General features: G+C 41.4%; 17 protein-coding genes. 10 read left to right on the forward strand and 7 right to left on the reverse strand.

The annotated features are described in order from the left end of the window. Window positions 1-79 precede the first annotated feature (79 nt). The 5 genes from HMPREF2832_RS07150 to HMPREF2832_RS07170 all read right to left on the reverse strand — a co-directional run bounded on the left by HMPREF2832_RS07150 (window position 80) and on the right by HMPREF2832_RS07170 (window position 5,229). The gene (locus HMPREF2832_RS07150) at window positions 80-991 is read right to left on the reverse strand and encodes a PTS system mannose/fructose/sorbose family transporter subunit IID (protein WP_003010435.1); all 912 of its coding nucleotides are present in this window, start codon (window positions 989-991) and stop codon (window positions 80-82) included. 18 nt (window positions 992-1,009) lie between these two features. Next, a complete protein-coding gene (locus HMPREF2832_RS07155) occupies window positions 1,010-1,813 on the reverse strand; it encodes a PTS mannose/fructose/sorbose transporter subunit IIC (RefSeq protein WP_049498151.1) in 804 nt (267 codons plus the stop codon). Window positions 1,814-1,840: 27 nt separating this feature from the next. After that, window positions 1,841-2,830: a PTS sugar transporter subunit IIB gene (locus HMPREF2832_RS07160; protein WP_003010431.1), complete on the reverse strand. Its 990-nt coding sequence runs from the start codon at window positions 2,828-2,830 to the stop codon at window positions 1,841-1,843. A gap of 373 nt (window positions 2,831-3,203) precedes the next feature. Further along, window positions 3,204-4,226 carry an alcohol dehydrogenase AdhP gene (adhP, locus tag HMPREF2832_RS07165; protein ID WP_070506144.1) on the reverse strand — a complete coding sequence of 341 codons (1,023 nt, stop codon included), beginning with the start codon at window positions 4,224-4,226 and terminating at the stop codon, window positions 3,204-3,206. A 190-nt stretch (window positions 4,227-4,416) separates the two neighbouring features. After that, window positions 4,417-5,229 carry a Cof-type HAD-IIB family hydrolase gene (locus HMPREF2832_RS07170; RefSeq protein WP_070506146.1) on the reverse strand — a complete coding sequence of 271 codons (813 nt, stop codon included), beginning with the start codon at window positions 5,227-5,229 and terminating at the stop codon, window positions 4,417-4,419. Between the two features lie 175 nt (window positions 5,230-5,404). Between HMPREF2832_RS07170 and HMPREF2832_RS07175 the strand changes: the two genes are divergently transcribed. The 4 genes from HMPREF2832_RS07175 to brpA all read left to right on the forward strand — a co-directional run bounded on the left by HMPREF2832_RS07175 (window position 5,405) and on the right by brpA (window position 9,390). After that, window positions 5,405-6,826 (forward strand): NCS2 family permease, encoded by a 1,422-nt coding sequence (locus HMPREF2832_RS07175; protein WP_003003910.1) that lies wholly within the window; start codon window positions 5,405-5,407, stop codon window positions 6,824-6,826. 378 nt (window positions 6,827-7,204) lie between these two features. Then, on the forward strand, window positions 7,205-7,660 hold the full coding sequence (gene tsaE, locus HMPREF2832_RS07180) for a tRNA (adenosine(37)-N6)-threonylcarbamoyltransferase complex ATPase subunit type 1 TsaE (protein ID WP_070506147.1): 456 nt from the start codon (window positions 7,205-7,207) through the stop codon (window positions 7,658-7,660). Then, complete coding sequence (locus HMPREF2832_RS07185) at window positions 7,653-8,183, forward strand: GNAT family N-acetyltransferase (protein WP_070506149.1); 531 nt, start codon at window positions 7,653-7,655, stop codon at window positions 8,181-8,183. The genes tsaE and HMPREF2832_RS07185 overlap by 8 nt, the downstream gene beginning before the upstream one ends. Before the next feature lie 13 nt (window positions 8,184-8,196). After that, complete coding sequence (gene brpA, locus HMPREF2832_RS07190; protein WP_049472477.1) at window positions 8,197-9,390, forward strand: glycopolymer--peptidoglycan transferase LytR; 1,194 nt, start codon at window positions 8,197-8,199, stop codon at window positions 9,388-9,390. Window positions 9,391-9,411: 21 nt separating this feature from the next. Here brpA and HMPREF2832_RS07195 read toward each other — a convergent pair whose 3' ends face one another. Both HMPREF2832_RS07195 and HMPREF2832_RS07200 read right to left on the reverse strand, forming a co-directional pair. Beyond that, the gene (locus HMPREF2832_RS07195) at window positions 9,412-9,702 is read right to left on the reverse strand and encodes a hypothetical protein (protein ID WP_049515149.1); all 291 of its coding nucleotides are present in this window, start codon (window positions 9,700-9,702) and stop codon (window positions 9,412-9,414) included. 12 nt (window positions 9,703-9,714) lie between these two features. Continuing rightward, window positions 9,715-10,128: an HIT family protein gene (locus tag HMPREF2832_RS07200; RefSeq protein WP_003012582.1), complete on the reverse strand. Its 414-nt coding sequence runs from the start codon at window positions 10,126-10,128 to the stop codon at window positions 9,715-9,717. 67 nt (window positions 10,129-10,195) lie between these two features. On the opposite strand from HMPREF2832_RS07200, the gene HMPREF2832_RS07205 reads away from it, so the two are divergent. The 6 genes from HMPREF2832_RS07205 (at window position 10,196) to nusA (ending at window position 15,210) form a co-directional block, all read left to right on the forward strand. Beyond that, window positions 10,196-10,927: an ABC transporter ATP-binding protein gene (locus HMPREF2832_RS07205; RefSeq protein ID WP_070506150.1), complete on the forward strand. Its 732-nt coding sequence runs from the start codon at window positions 10,196-10,198 to the stop codon at window positions 10,925-10,927. Further along, window positions 10,924-11,979 (forward strand): ABC transporter permease, encoded by a 1,056-nt coding sequence (locus HMPREF2832_RS07210; RefSeq protein WP_070506152.1) that lies wholly within the window; start codon window positions 10,924-10,926, stop codon window positions 11,977-11,979. The genes HMPREF2832_RS07205 and HMPREF2832_RS07210 overlap by 4 nt, the downstream gene beginning before the upstream one ends. 40 nt (window positions 11,980-12,019) lie before the next feature. After that, on the forward strand, window positions 12,020-12,814 hold the full coding sequence (ccrZ, locus tag HMPREF2832_RS07215; RefSeq protein ID WP_003003852.1) for a cell cycle regulator CcrZ: 795 nt from the start codon (window positions 12,020-12,022) through the stop codon (window positions 12,812-12,814). Next, window positions 12,811-13,446, forward strand: coding sequence for a tRNA (guanosine(46)-N7)-methyltransferase TrmB (gene trmB / locus HMPREF2832_RS07220; protein ID WP_024056398.1), 636 nt, complete (start codon window positions 12,811-12,813; stop codon window positions 13,444-13,446). Before ccrZ ends, trmB begins: the two co-directional genes overlap by 4 nt. A 97-nt stretch (window positions 13,447-13,543) precedes the next feature. Next, window positions 13,544-14,023: a ribosome maturation factor RimP gene (gene rimP, locus HMPREF2832_RS07225; protein WP_021154518.1), complete on the forward strand. Its 480-nt coding sequence runs from the start codon at window positions 13,544-13,546 to the stop codon at window positions 14,021-14,023. Window positions 14,024-14,067: 44 nt separating this feature from the next. Beyond that, the gene (gene nusA / locus HMPREF2832_RS07230) at window positions 14,068-15,210 is read left to right on the forward strand and encodes a transcription termination factor NusA (RefSeq protein ID WP_003010402.1); all 1,143 of its coding nucleotides are present in this window, start codon (window positions 14,068-14,070) and stop codon (window positions 15,208-15,210) included. The last annotated feature ends 4 nt before the right edge of the window (window positions 15,211-15,214 follow it).

Here is a 15,214-nt window from a genome sequence, read left to right on the forward strand (position 1 = left end):
AGATCCTCCTGTATTGCTGTTCACTTCATTATATCATAATAAAAAGAAGGCCGAAACCTTCTTTTTTGTTGATCTTTGCTTACATCAAGCCAGCAACGTGTGCCAAGACACCGATTACAAAGAGGGCGATGATGATAGTGATTGGAGATACTTTCTTCTTAAGCAACCACATACAAGCGAAAGTAAGAAGCAATCCCATCAAACCAGGAATCAATGAATCCAAGTTTTGTTGGAAAGTTGTAACTTTTTCAGGTGTTTGAGATAGGCCTGAACCAACTTGAGCGAAGGCTTCTTGGATACCCTTGTATCCTTCAGGAAGTTTATCCCAGTGGATATAAGCTTTGTCGTCTAATTTGACAGAAGAAACATTAAAGATGAATTTAATAGATACCCAACGTTCTACCAAGACAGCGAGGATGAACATCCCAAGGATAGAAGCTCCCTTGGTGATGTCTTGCAAGATCCCACCAGACATATCTTTGGTAATTTCAGAACCTGCTTTGTATCCAAGTTCTTGCGTGTACCACAAGAAGGCCATACGAATCGCATTCCATGCGATAAAGAAGATGAGTGGGCCAAGGATGTTACCAGACGCAGCAAGTGATGCACCAAGGGCACCAAGGATAGGACGTACTGTAAACCAGAAGACTGGATCTCCGATACCCGCCAAAGGACCCATCATACCAATTTTAACCCCTTGGATGGCAGCATCGTCAATCGCAGCACCGTTTGCTCTTTCTTCTTCAAGAGCAAGTGTTACCCCGATGATAGGAGCGGCAACGTATGGGTGAGTGTTGAAGAATTCCATGTGACGTTCAAGAGCAGCTGCTTGGTCTTCTTTCTTCGTGTAAAGTTTTTTGATAGCTGGGATCAATGAGTATGCCCAACCCAAGTTTTGCATCCGTTCATAGTTCCAAGAACCTTGCAAGAAGGTTGAACGCCACCAAACTTTTTGACGATCTGATTTTGATAATTGTAATTTTTCAGTCATGATAGTGTCACACCTTTCTTAATAGTCTTCGAGAATGTCGCCAATTGGATCGTTAGAAGTAGAGGCACCGCCACCTCCATTGCCACCTTTCTTAGAAAGAGTAAGGTAGATCAAGGCAAGGGCAACACCAATTGCTCCAAGGGCGATCAAGGTCAATTGGCTAACAGCTGCAAGAGCAAAACCGATGGCAAAGAATGGCCATACTTCACGGCTCGCCATCATGTTGATAACCATGGCATAACCAACGGCTACAACCATACCACCACCGATTTGCATTCCATCAGAGAGCCATTTTGGCATTTGTTCAAGAGCAGTTTTGACAGTTTCAGCAGGAATCATCAACAAGAGGGCTGCAGGAATGGCGATACGAAGACCTTGAAGAAGAAGGGCCACAAAGTGAGCGCGTTCTACACCTTTGATATCCCCTTTTCTAGCAGCAGCGTCGGCAGTGTGAACCAAACCAACGGAAAGGGTACGGACGATCATGGTCAAGAAAAGACCAGCAACTGCAAGTGGAATAGCGACACCTTGAGCAACAGCGATTCCTTTTGTACTGAAGTCTCCCCCAAGTACCATGATGATGGCAGCAGCGACAGATGCAAGGGCAGCATCGGGTGCAACTGCGGCACCAATGTTTGCCCAGCCAAGTGCAATAAATTGAAGTGAACCACCAAGCATAATGCCAGCAGTCAAATTACCTGTTACCAAACCGATTAAGGTACAAGCAACAAGGGGTTGGTGGAATTGGAATTGGTCAAGGATACCTTCAAGACCTGCTAAGAAGGCAACAACGACCACTAATACCATAGAAATAATAGACATGTTTAAAATCCTTTCGTAAGTAATCGATTATTGAACGTTAGCTTTGTTAATTAAGTCAAACAAATCTTTCTTAGAGTCATTTGGCACTTTACGGACGTCAAATTCTACTCCAAGATCACGCATTTTTTCAAATGTAGCCACATCATCTTTATCCATTGATAACACATTGTTCACCATGGTTTTACCAGTTGAGTGGGCCATTGAACCAACGTTCAAGGTTTTAATCGGAACACCACCTTCGATGGCGCGAAGAGCATCTTGAGGTGTTTCAAATAAGATCAAAGCATGGGTATTTCCAAAACGTGGATCTTTTGCAACGTCGATCAATTTTTGAATTGGGACAACGTTTGCTTTCACACCATTTGGTGCCGCTTGTTTGATCAATTCCTTACGGAGTTCATCTTTAGCAACAGAATCTGAAGCAACAATGATCCGATCGGCTTTTGAATCAGGTGTCCAAGCAGTTGCGACTTGTCCATGAAGAAGACGTGTATCTAAGCGGGCAAGGTTAATCTTGAGTTTTCCATCTCCGATAACTGTTCCTTCTGGAATAGCAGCTTGGGCTACAGGAGCAGCAGCGGCAGTACTAGCTTCTTCAACAGGATTCAATTCTTCTGGAAGGGCTTTGACACCGTCTTTTGCTTCCTTGATGATGTTTGCAGCGACTTGATCAACGCCGGCATTTGCATCCATCAAACGTTCTGTATAAGCTTGAATCAACATCGGAAGGTTTAATCCTGTAATGATCGCAAATTTACGATCTGGATTTTCTCCCATGACGCGACTTGCTTGGTTAAATGGAGAACCACTCCAAAGGTCAGCCAAAACCAAGACTTCATCTTCTGCATCAAATGCGGCAACAGCTGCATTAAATTTAGCATAGAGATCATCCGGGCCTTCACTTGGCATGAACGTAACCACTTGAACTTTCTCTTGATCCCCAAAGATCATCGAGCCAGATTGGTGGATTCCAGCTGCAAATTCACCGTGGCTAGCAATAATGATACCAATACTCATTATTGACATTCCTCCTTATAAAATTTGTTTGACTTTCAGTTTAAGAAAACTTTAAGCTACTTTATTATAAATCGTTTCCACACTTAAGTCAATTTTTCTATCAAAATCTCGATGTAAAAACATTGATTTATTATGTTAAATTATCGTTAGATAGAAAAAGAATGCTCTTGAATGAATTTTGTTTATTACTTGTTGATGCTTAAAAAATCAATAATAGATATGTTTTATAGGATTTTGTTCTCAATGAAAAGATTCCAAGAATCAAACGATATTCTCGAAAACAGAAATAAATATATAATAAATTGTAAAATAGAGTGATTGAGAGCACTCAAAAAGACTAGCCCAGTTGGGCTAGTCCTGTAGGTTCAGTTGTTTAGTTTGTAAAATCAAGTACCATACGTCCTTGAATGGTTCCGGCTTCCATTTCGTCAAATACTTTGACAGCATCTTCTACTGGACGTTTTTGAACGACAGGGACTACCAAGCCTTCTGCACCAAATTGGAAAGCTTCTTCCAAGTCTTTACGAGTTCCTACAAGAGAACCAATGACTTGGATACCATCTAATACAGTTTTCACAATGCTGAGGTCCATCATTTCAGAAGGAAGACCAACTGCGACCACGCGGCCACCTGCACGAACAGAATCTACTGCTTGGTTGAAAGCTACTTTAGAAACAGCTGTTACGACAGCAGAGTGAGCTCCACCATTTGTTTTTTCTTTGATCAATCCTGGGACATCTTCGACTTCGCGACCGTTGATGACAAAGTCTGCACCAACTTCTTTCGCCAATTCTAGTTTATCATTGTTGATATCGACAGCGATGACATGTGCATTGAAGACTTTCTTAGCATATTGAACAGCCAAGTTTCCAAGTCCACCAGCTCCATAGATAACGATCCATTGTCCTGGTTCAGCTTTGGCTTCTTTGATGGCTTTGTAAGTGGTAACACCTGCACACGTAATAGAAGAAGCTTGGGCTGGATCTAATCCTTCAGGTACTTTCACTGCGTAATCTGCAGTAACGATACATTGTTCAGCCATTCCTCCATCAACAGAGTAACCAGCATTTTTTACAGTACGGCAAAGAGTTTCGCGACCAGTTGTACAGTATTCACAAGTTCCACATCCTTCGAAGAACCATGCGACACTGACACGATCCCCAACTTTTAGGCTCTTGACATCTGGAGCAATTTCTTTAACAATACCGATTCCTTCGTGTCCAAGAACACGGCCTGGAACTTTACCGAAGTCCCCGTGAGCAACGTGCAAGTCAGTGTGGCAGACACCACAGTATTCGATTTGAATAAGTGCTTCCCCTGTTTCAAGTGGACGCATGTCTTTGTTTGCAACGATTTCAACACCAGTACCTTCTGGATTTACAACAACAGCTTTCATTTTGTTCCTCCTTAAGTGAACGAGAAGCGGTTTAGAATTTTTGAAAACGCTTCTTTAATAATTATGTTAATAATATCACAAACCAGATGACGAGGCAATGAAAAAAATGGAAAAAAAGGGGGGTATTGATTAACCGATTAAGGATTTGGCGCAGAAAAAGACATGAGGGGATAACTCATGTCTGTTAGTTTTATAAGAATAATTGAATGAGTTGACGCGCGACACCATCTTCGTTATTCGTGAAATCTGTGACGGAGTCTGCATAAGGGAGAAGGACGGAGCTGGCATTTTTCATGGCGTATCCATGACCAGCGAGAGCTAGCATGTCGGTATCGTTGTGCTCGTCTCCAAAGGCAATCAAATCCTTCTGATCCATATTGAGTTTATCCAGAAGGTAGTTCAGAGCAGAAGCTTTGGTCACATTTTTTGGATTGCATTCCAGAATATTTAAGGGACCACCCCAAGTATTGATAGACAGATTGTAGTCATAATGACGATTCATTTCATCTGCCAGAGCATATTTGTCTTCCGCTTTCGTTTGAAAGAGGATACAGTTTGGGTCGCTCGTTACCCGCTCGGGATTGAATTGATTTTCTGGTTGGAAAGATTCAATACCGAATAATTTAGGGTCTGCAACGTGCTCATTTGGATCGGTAATAAAGAATTTATTGCGGTATTCGCCTGCTATAAAGTCCGCTTGGATAGTGTCTCGGTTAGCGACCATATCTAACAGGTATTTTTTATCTAAAGTCAAACATTGTTCATCTGCCCATTTTTTCTCAGGTAGATGCGTAAGGGAGCCGTTAAAATTGATCATCGGAGTATTGAGCTCTAGTTGTTTGTAGTAGGTATGCGCCATACGGTAGGGACGTCCTGTTGTAATAATCACTTTGTGTCCTAGAGCACTAATTTTTTTAATCGTATCAATGGTAAAGTCGCTCAATTTGCTTTCGGAATTTAAGAGGGTACCGTCTAGATCCAGAGCGATCATCTTTTTATGCATATTTCAGTTCCTTTCGAGAAGAATGAGACCATTATATCAGAAAAATCGGAAAAGCGCTCAAAAATCGAGAAGAGAAGTAGGATTTCTTGAAAGGCGAAAGATCTTTTGGTAAAATAGAAATAACGTTCGCAAATTGATTGGGAGCGAGAATGATGAAAAAGGAGTTTATTCTGAAATGGATAAGTTTTTTAAACTTTCAGAACATGGAACCACTGTTCGAACAGAGGTTCTTGCTGGTTTGACAACCTTTTTTGCGATGAGTTATATCCTCTTCGTAAATCCGCAAATGTTGTCACAAACAGGTATGCCAGCTCAAGGGGTCTTCCTTGCAACGATTATTGGATCTGTTGTCGGAACCTTGATGATGGCTTTTTATGCCAATTTACCGTATGCACAAGCACCAGGAATGGGCTTGAATGCCTTCTTTACCTTTACCGTTGTATTTGGTATGGGCTACTCATGGCAGGAAGCTTTGGGAATGGTCTTCATTTGTGGTGTGATTTCATTGATTATCACATTGACAAAAGTTCGGAAGATGATCATCGAATCGATTCCGACTGCTCTTCGCTCTGCTATTTCAGCGGGGATCGGGATTTTCTTGGCCTATGTTGGGATTAAAAATGCAGGATTTTTAAAATTCACGATTGACCCTCATACCTATACAGTGGTCGGAGAAGGAGCAGATAAGGCGAATGCAACGATCTCAGCCAATGCATCTGCTGTTCCTGGATTGGTTGATTTTAACAATCCGGCTGTCCTCTTGGCTCTTGTTGGTCTTGCGATTACTATTTTCTTTGTTGTCAAAGGGATTAAGGGAGGGATTATCCTTTCTATCTTAGTAACGACTGTGCTTGGAATTCTCATCCATGTTGTTGATATCACTAAAATTGACTTTGCAAGTAACCATCTAGGAGCTGCCTTTAATGATTTAGGCACGATCTTTGGTCAAGCTTTGGGATCGAAAGGATTGGGATCTTTGATTTCCAATACGTCTCGTTTGCCTGAGACCTTAATGGCCATCTTAGCCTTCTCCTTGACTGATATTTTTGATACAATTGGAACTTTAATCGGTACGGGCGAAAAAGTTGGGATTGTTGCGACAAATGGGGAAAACCATCAATCAGCGAAATTAGATAAGGCCCTCTATTCAGACCTTGTAGCGACTTCAGTCGGAGCCATTGCAGGAACTTCAAACGTAACGACTTATGTTGAATCTGCAGCTGGTATTGGAGCTGGTGGACGCACTGGTTTGACAGCCTTGGTTGTTGCGATCTGTTTTGCTATTTCAAGTCTCTTTAGTCCTTTATTGGCGATTGTACCGACCGCTGCTACAGCTCCAATTTTGATTGTTGTTGGAATCATGATGTTGAGTGGCTTGAAAAATATCCATTGGGAAGATATGTCAGAAGCAGTTCCTGCCTTCTTCACCTCTATCTTTATGGGATTCAGCTACTCGATTACACAAGGGATCGCTGCTGGATTTATCACCTATAGCTTGGTGAAAGTGGTTAAAGGACAAGCCAAAGAAGTGCACAGCATGATTTGGATTTTAGATGTTCTCTTTATTTTAAACTACGTGAGCATGGCCTTGAATTAGTTATCAGGGAAAGATTTAAAAGGAATGGGAGTGGTTTCCCATTCTTTTCAGATTGAAGACAAAGTTATACTAAAAACATTCCTTAGGTGAGTACGGACGTCAGCGAACTTCTTCGAAGTTCCATGACTAATTATTGAGCCTAAGGTCTCAATAATTCCGAGTGCCTGAAACTGAGTGGTTTCAGGCACTTTTCTCACAGCGGAAAGTTTTAGTATTTTCTTAAATCGATTTAAAAATTGGAACTCAAATTTATTTTTTTGCAGAATCACTTAACTTATATTACTTTAAAATAGTTTGTCTATCTATAAAAAACCAACCGGAGTGGAACAATTTCTAAAAGAAAGAGCAGATTTTTAAAAAGTTTGGTATAATAGAGAAATGATTAGTCACAATGAAACGGAGCTGATCGCTCTAGGAAAACAGCTAGGAAAACTCATAGAAAAGCAAGACGTGATCATCTTATCAGGTGATCTAGGGGCAGGAAAAACGACCTTTACCAAGGGAATTGCAAAGGGGTTAGGGATTGATCAGATGATTAAAAGCCCGACCTATACCATTGTTCGTGAATACGAAGGTCGCTTGCCTTTATACCATTTGGATGTTTACCGGATTGGGAATGATCCAGATTCTATTGATTTAAATGATTTTCTATTTGGAGATGGTGCTACCATTATTGAATGGGGAGAGCTGATTGAGCCGAGTCTCTCGGATGCTTATCTAAAAATTTTTATCCGAAAATTAGAAGATGGTCGAGAGTTAGCTTTTGAAGCTCATGGAGCGCGTGCAGAAGCTTTGTTAGCATCCTTTGAGCAGGTGGAAAAAACCGATGACTAAGGAAAAGGAAGTGACATTAGAAATTCGACAAGCTGAAAGTGCAGACGCGGCTCTTGTCGTTGATTTCTTAAATCAAGTTGGGAAAGAGTCAGACTACATGACGCTAGATGAAGCTGGGATTGGCATGTCTCCAGCAGATATGGAGCATTTTCTAATGGTGCAAGAGATGGCGGATAACCGGATTTGCCTCTTGCTATTTCTAGATCAGGAACTGGCAGCTTTGTTAAATATCACTGCGGCTTCTCAACGGTCTGTTCAGCATATTGGAGATGTCTTTATTGTGGTTCGAAAAGCTTATTGGAATCAAGGACTTGGACAGATCTTGTTGGAAGAAGCAATCGAGTGGGCGCACTCGACCGGTGTTCTTAGGAAACTAGTCTTGAATGTCCAAGTGCGCAATGAACGAGCGGTTCACCTGTATAAAAAGTTAGGTTTTGAGATCGAAGGTTGCCAAGCTCGTGGAGCTTGTTCAGCTGAAGGAGAATTCTTAGATGTTTACCTTATGGGGAAACTGATAGATTAGAGAGAGATTCTATATGGTTAAAAAAATTATTTTGATGTTTTTGAGCTTATTGACGGTAACAGTGATTGGGATTGGGGCCTATGGCCTTACCATCCTAAACCAAACGACTGGGACTCTCAGTAAGACCTATAAAGGCTTTGGGAATGAGACCAATGTTATTGCAGAAAACAAGCCGATGACCATCCTTTTGATGGGGGTTGATACAGGTAGCGGTTCTCGGGAAGATCCTTGGGCCGGAAATAGTGATACCATGATTTTGGTGACTGTCAATCCTCAAACAAAAGAAACAACCATGACGAGCTTGGAAAGAGATATCCTAACCAATATTACTTCAGATGGCGAAACGGTCCAAGCAAAATTGAATTCAGCTTATGCTCAAGGTGGTGCCAAGTTAGCCATTAAGACCATTCAAGATCTTTTGAATATCCATATTGACCGCTATGTCATGATCAATATGAAGGGGTTGGTTCAATTAGTGGATAAGGTTGGTGGCATCACGGTCAACAATCCATTTGACTTCGATATCTCGATCGAGGAAAATGAGCCAGAATATACGGCTAAGATCGCACCAGGACGTCAGGAGATTAATGGGGATCAAGCTCTCGTTTATTCACGCATGCGCTACCAAGACCCAGAAGGAGACTACGGACGTCAAAAACGCCAACGTGAAGTGATCAAAAAGATTGTTGAGAAAGTTTTAAGCCTCAATAGTTTGAGTCACTACAAAGGAATCATTGAGTCTGTTAGTGACAATATGCAAACCAACATAGCGCTTGACAGTAATAGCCTTCTTCAATTGCTAGGATATAAAGATGCTCTTTCAACGATTCATCAGTACCAGCTGAAAGGAGAAGATGCTACCTTAGCAGATGGCGGAAGTTATCAGATTGTCACTTCAAAACATATCTTGAAAATTCAAAATATCATCCGCAAAGCTTTGGGACTAAAAGAAATCAAAACTTTGAAAACCAATGCTTACCTATTAGATGGAGATGAAGAGTTGAAGAATGCTTCTTCTCAAAATGATACGCCAGCGGCATCATCTGAGGAAGCACCTGTTTACCAAGAGTTTAACCAACTACCAGTTGTACCATCGACCCAGGATACGGGAGTGGTGACGCCTCAAAGTTCTGTTGCACCAGTGACACCAGTTGCTCCTGCAGCTACAGAGTCGAGCAGTGTGACACCTACGGTACCTTCAGAATAAGAAAAAAACGATTGAGTTTTCTCAATCGTTTTTACTTGGTTGCCAGATGTCTTGAATTTCTTTTAGAGAGGCTGTTGCTTGTTGACGAAATAGTTTGGTCTTGTATTGGAAATCCATTACCAATTCTTGAAGATTGGTCTTTTGGTCTTGGATAATATCCAGATTACGTTGGATTTTTGCTAGGTTATCTTGAATTCCCTTGACCAATTGGCTGGATTCAGTCACCTCTGTTTTAATTTCTTTGCGGTTTTTTACTAGGTGGTAACTAATGCTAGCTCCTGTTGCAAACCAAAAGAGATTTTTGAGTTTCATATGGCCTCCTTTTTAACTGTTTTTGATAGTTTCTGCGAGAACTGCTAGTTGTTCAAAATTAGGCTCGTGTTCAGTAAATGAAATGGCAAGCTCATCTTGATCGGAATAGCGAGGGATAATGTGGACATGTGTGTGAAAAACGGTTTGTCCAGAAACTTCTTCCATGTTGCTGATGATATTCATTCCCTTAGCTTGGGTAGCAGCTTCTACTTTTTTAGCAACTTTAGAAACACGTGCAAATAGTTGAGCTGTGGCGGTTTCGTCCATCTCTAAAAGGTTGCGAGCGTGTTTTTTTGGAACTACTAACGTATGACCTGGTGTAACCTGAGAGATGTCCAAAAATGCGAGGACTTCCTCGTCCTCATAGACTTTAGAGGAAGGAATGTCGCCAGCTATAATCTTACAAAAAATACAATCGTCAACCATAAATACACCTCATTTAGACTAAATTTTGTTATAATATAAGAACATTATACCAGAAATCGGAGAAAATATGTTAGAAATCAACAAGTTGACAGGGGGCTATGTCAACATCCCTGTCCTGAAAGAGGTGAGTTTTTCAGTTCCGGATGGCCAACTGATTGGTTTGATTGGACTAAATGGAGCTGGGAAGTCAACCACGATTAATGAAATTATTGGTCTCCTGCATCCTTATGCTGGGGAAGTACGGATTGACGGCTTGAGTCTTCAAGAAGCTCCAACTGACTATCGTAAAAAAATCGGCTATATTCCAGAAACTCCTAGCCTATATGAAGAATTAACCCTGAGAGAGCATATTGAGACCGTAGCTATGGCCTATGATTTAGACATGGATCAGGTCATGGTGCGCGTCCAGCCTTTGTTGGAACGATTTCGTTTGGCTGAAAAATTAGATTGGTTCCCGACCCAGTTTTCAAAAGGGATGAAGCAAAAGGTCATGATTATTTGCGCCTATGCAGTGGATCCAAGTCTTTATATTGTCGATGAACCCTTTTTGGGATTGGATCCTGTTGCGATTGCAGATTTGATTCAGTTATTGGCAGATGAGAAAGCAAAAGGAAAATCGATTTTGATGAGTACCCACGTTCTGGATTCGGCTGAAAAGATGTGTGATGGTTTTGTGATCCTCCATAAGGGTCAGGTCCGAGCACAAGGGACCTTGGATGAGCTGCGTTCAACTTTTGGGGATGAGAAAGCAAGTCTAAATGATATCTACATGACCTTGACAGAAGAGGAAACAGCATGAAAGAGTTGATGAAAAAACGGCAAGAAACGTTTCGAACTCAATGTGTAAAATATAGCCGCTATGTTCTCAATGATCATTTCGTCCTCTTTATGCTGATTTTCATAGGATTTTTGGCGGTTCAATACAGCCAATTCTTGCAAGATCTACCCAAAGATACAAGCCTGATCCGCTGGAGTCTCATGATTGGTTTGCTCCTCTTGGTTCCGATAGGCTCCATTGCGACCTACTTAGAGAAGCCCGACGCTTTATTCCTTTTAGTAAAGGAAGAGAAAGTGAAACGTTATATCAAAGGGCAGGCTAAGAAGTCTTTTGTGTTTTGGTTTTTGATTCAAAGTTTTGTCCTTCTATTATTTGTGCCTCTTCTTCTGGCAACGGGGCTGGATAACCTTGCTATTGTAGCCTATATCCTTGTCTTAGGAGTGGCTAAAGGGGCTGTTTTTAGCTGGAAGGAAGCGCACTTCTACCAGGATGGAAATTTGAATTGGACCTTGGCCATTGCTCGTGAGAATGCAAGGAAACAATTGATCCTTCGTTTCTTTGCCTTGTTTACAACGGTGAAAGGTATTACTAACAGTGTTAAAAGAAGAGCTTACTTGGATGGTTTCTTAGGGCTTCTTCCCAAAACACATGGCAATACGTGGCTTCACTTATATATGCGCTCCTTCCTACGGAATGGAGATCTTTTCTCTATGACTCTCCGACTCTTGGCTCTTTCCATTCTCGCTATCATCTTTATTCCCCAGCCTCTCGTAGTGATTGCCCTTGTAGCCTTGCTCAATTACTTGGTTATTTTTCAATTACTGGGGCTTTACAGTGCTTTTGATTACCAACCCTTGACCCTCCTTTTCCCGATGAAAAAGGGCAGTAAAAAGGCAGGGTTGAACAAAACGATTCAGCTGGTCATGGGGATGATAACGGTGATAGAAGGGGGGATTGGTCTGGTCTTTGTTTCAGATAAAGTCCTGTTGTTAGGCTTACTGGCTTACACAGTTGCTTTAATCCTACTCTATCTTCCATTTAAGATGGCGCGCTTGGTTGACGAAAGTCGTTAAAATTAGTAAAATAGATTGGAAACTTTTTACGGAGGAAAAGATGGACTCGAATGAAAAAGAGCTAAGCCTCACCCCAATTCCTGGGAAGAGTGGGAAGGCCTACATGGGGACCTACCCAGATGGTGGGCGCGTTTTTGTAAAAATGAATACGACCCCAATCCTTGCGGGTCTAGCAAAAGAACAGATTGCTCCTCAATTATTATGGAGTCGACGATTGCCAGATGGAAATGTGATGAGTGCCCAAGAATGGTTGAATGGGGAAATTCTCACGCCAAATGGGATGTCGAAAAAACAAGTCGTCAATATTTTAACGAGATTGCACCGTTCTAGACCTTTGATGACCCAATTGAAAAAACTTGGCTATCCTGTGGAATCTCCATTAGAATTGCTCAATTCTTGGAGCAATCGGTTGCCAATTGCCCTACGTCAGAACCACTATATCCAATCAGTCGTAAAGAATTTACGTAAGACAGTGCCTGCCTTTCGGGAGGATTATGCGACGATCGTCCACGGGGATGTTCGTCATAGTAACTGGATTGAAACAGAGAGCGGCTTGATTTATCTAGTCGATTGGGACTCTGTTCGTTTGACAGACCGGATGTTGGATGTGGCGCATATCTTGAGTCACTATATCCCAGATTCTAATTGGCGCGATTGGTTAGGCTATTATGGCTACAAGTACAATCAAAAAGTATTTGATAAACTCTATTGGTTTGGTCAATACTCTTTCTTGTGCCAAATTGCTAAATACTATGAAAATAATGATTTAGAAAATGTCAATCGCGAGATCTATGCTCTGCGCAATTTCCGGTTGAAATATGGAAAGGAAATATGAGAGTTAGAAATCGCAAGGGAGCGACTGAATTATTAGAAGCGAACCCGCAATATGTGGTCCTAAATCCAGAAGATGCCAAGGGAAAGTGGCATGAAATTTTCGGGAATGACCATCCTATTCATATCGAAGTGGGTAGCGGGAAAGGGGCCTTTATTACTGGGATGGCCAAGGCCAATCCAGAGATCAACTACATCGGAATTGATATTCAAAAATCGGTCTTGAGTTATGCTTTAGATAAGGTCTTAGAAGCTGATGTTCCTAACATTAAATTGCTTTGGGTAGACGGAGATAGCTTGACCAACTATTTTGAAGATGGGGAAATTGATCAACTCTATCTGAATTTTTCAGATCCTTGGCCTAAGAAACGTCATGAGAAGCGTCGCTTGACTTACAAGACTTTCTTGGATACCTTCAAGCAAATTCTTCCAGAACATGGGGAGATTCACTTTAAAACAGATAATCGAGGTTTATTTGAATACAGTTTGGTGAGCTTTTCTCAATACGGAATGACTTTGAAGGGAGTCTGGTTGGACCTTCATGCTAGTGATTTTGAGGGGAATGTCATGACGGAATATGAGAAAAAGTTCTCCAGTAAAGGCCAGGTCATTTACCGTGTAGAAGCACAGTTTTAGCATATTCCTTGCAATCGTTGGGGAATCGTGTTATAATACCTTAAATGAATAGAAAAGGAGAGGCGGGGAAATATCTTCGCCTCTTATCTATGAGGAGGTGGCAACCATCGCAACGATTGTTGACTTAGTAACAGAAGTGATTCAGCCAGCTATAAAGGAACCATTTGAATTGGTCGATGTTGAATATGGCAAAATGGGTGGTGACTACGTCTTAAGCATTTTCGTAGACAAACCAGAAGGAATCACACTGAATGATACAGCGGATTTGACAGAAATCATTAGCCCGCTATTGGATCAAATCAAACCAGACCCATTTCCAGAACAGTACTTTTTAGAAGTCACCAGTCCTGGCTTGGAGAGACCTTTGAAAACCAAGGAAGCACTCGAGGGAGCTGTTGGCAAGTATGTCAATATCAGCTTGTATAAGGCTGTTGAAAAGCAAAAGGTTTTTGAGGGAAACTTGGTAGGTTTTGAAGAGGATGTTTTGACCATTGAGTATATGGATAAAACACGAAAGAAAACTGTAGAAATTCCTTATAACCTTGTGTCCAAAGCAAGGTTGGCTGTAAAATTGTAACAGAATGAAAGAAAGGATGCCTTTATAGTAGAGGCAAGAAAAACATGAGTAAAGAAATGCTAGAAGCCTTCCGCATTTTGGAAGAAGACAAAGGGATCAAAAAAGAAGATATCATCGAAGCCGTCACAGAATCATTGCGTTCAGCTTATCGCCGTCGTTATGGACAATCAGAAAGTGCAGCGATTGAATTCAATGAAAAAACTGGAGATTTCCGTGTTTATACGGTTCGTGAAGTGGTGGATGAAGTCTTTGATAGCCGTTTAGAAATCAGCTTGAAGGATGCCTTGGCCATTAGTTCTGCTTATGAGTTGGGGGATAAGATCAAGTTTGAAGAAGCACCAGCTGAATTTGGTCGTGTAGCAGCTCAATCTGCTAAACAAACGATCATGGAAAAAATGCGTAAACAAACGCGCACCATCACCTATAACACTTATAAAGAACATGAAAATGAAATCATGAGTGGAACGGTGGAGCGCTTTGACAATCGATTTATCTATGTCAATCTTGGTTCGATCGAAGCTCAATTGTCTAAGCAAGACCAAATTCCAGGAGAAGTGTTCCAATCTCATGATCGGATTGAAGTCTTTGTCTACAAGGTAGAAGATAATCCACGTGGTGTCAATGTCTTTGTTAGTCGAAGCCATCCTGAAATGATCAAACGTTTGATGGAACAAGAAATTCCTGAAGTCTATGATGGAACTGTTGAGATTATGAGTGTAGCGCGTGAAGCTGGAGATCGTACAAAAGTTGCGGTTCGTAGCCATAATCCAAACGTAGATGCGATTGGGACTATTGTTGGTCGTGGTGGATCGAATATTAAAAAGATTACCAGCAAGTTCCACCCAGCTCGATACGATCAAAAATTAGACCGTATGGTTCCGACAGAAGAAAATATCGATGTCATCGAGTGGGTTCCAGATCCAGCTGAATTCATCTACAATGCGATCGCTCCTGCAGAAGTGGACCAAGTTATTTTTGATGATGAAGATAGCAAACATGCTCTCGTTGTGGTTCCAGATAATAAACTATCTCTTGCCATCGGTCGTCGTGGTCAAAACGTTCGTTTGGCGGCTCATTTGACTGGTTACCGCATTGATATCAAATCTGCTAGTGAGTTCGAAGAAATGGAAGCAGCTCAAGAAACTTTTGAAGACCAAGTAGAAAGTGGCGAAGAGCAAGTCGATTAAGAGA

Origin of the sequence: Streptococcus sp. HMSC073D05 (assembly GCF_001812015.1) — a bacterium.
Classification (GTDB): Bacteria; Bacillota; Bacilli; order Lactobacillales; family Streptococcaceae; genus Streptococcus; species Streptococcus parasanguinis_D.